Source organism: Streptomyces sp. NPDC057654, from assembly GCF_042800135.1.
In the GTDB taxonomy this organism is placed as follows: Bacteria; Actinomycetota; Actinomycetes; order Streptomycetales; family Streptomycetaceae; genus Streptomyces.
Genome location: NZ_JBHVHQ010001464.1, coordinates 1 through 1,091, shown reverse-complemented (window position 1 = coordinate 1,091; position 1,091 = coordinate 1). Strand labels below are relative to the sequence as shown.

1 protein-coding gene is annotated in these 1,091 nt (G+C 66.9%); it reads left to right on the top strand.

Translation table 11 applies throughout. The features are described from left to right. Positions 1-1,066 (top strand): adenylyltransferase/sulfurtransferase MoeZ (gene moeZ, locus ACFU99_RS44390; RefSeq protein ID WP_384404579.1); only part of this gene is annotated, 1,066 nt, incomplete at its 5' end. Positions 1,067-1,091: the final 25 nt, after the last annotated feature.

Here is a 1,091-nt window from a genome sequence, read left to right as displayed (position 1 = left end):
GAAGAACGCCAAGGTGCTCTTTGTGGGCGCCGGCGGCCTGGGCTCGCCGGGTCTGATGTACCTCGCCGCGGCCGGCGTCGGCACCCTGGGCATCGTGGAGTTCGACGAGGTCGACGAGTCGAATCTCCAGCGCCAGATCATCCACAGCCAGGCCGACATCGGCCGCCCCAAGGCCGAGTCCGCCCGCGACTCGGTCAAGGGCATCAACCCGTATGTGAACGTCGTTCTCCACCAGGAGCGCCTTGAGGCGGAGAACGTCATGGAGATGTTCTCCCAGTACGACCTGATCGTCGACGGCACCGACAACTTCGCCACCCGCTATCTCGTCAACGACGCGTGCGTGCTGCTGAACAAGCCGTACGTATGGGGTTCGATCTACCGCTTCGACGGCCAGGCGTCGGTCTTCTGGTCCGAGCACGGCCCCTGCTACCGCTGCCTCTACCCGGAGCCCCCGCCCCCCGGCATGGTCCCCTCCTGCGCCGAGGGCGGCGTGCTGGGCGTGCTCTGCGCGTCCATCGGCTCGATCCAGGTCAACGAGGCCATCAAGCTGCTCGCCGGCATCGGGGAGCCGCTGGTCGGCCGCCTGATGATCTACGACGCGCTGGAGATGACCTACCGCCAGGTCAAGGTCCGCAAGGACCCCGACTGCGCGGTCTGCGGCGAGAACGCGACCGTCACCGAGCTGATCGACTACGAGGCGTTCTGCGGCGTCGTGAGCGAGGAGGCCCAGGAGGCCGCGGCCGGCTCGACGATCACGCCCAAGCAGCTCAAGGAGTGGCTGGACGAGGGCGAGAACATCGAGGTCATCGACGTCCGCGAGCCGAACGAGTACGAGATCGTCTCGATCCCCGGCGCCAAGCTGATCCCCAAGAACGAGTTCCTGATGGGCACGGCCCTCCAGGATCTGCCGCAGGACAAGAAGATCGTCTTGCATTGCAAGACGGGTGTCCGCTCCGCGGAAGTCCTCGCCGTCCTGAAGTCCGCGGGCTTCTCGGACGCCGTCCACGTGGGCGGCGGTGTGATCGGCTGGGTCAACCAGATCGAGCCGGAGAAGCCGGTCTACTGACCCGCCGCGACCCGCACGCACGGCT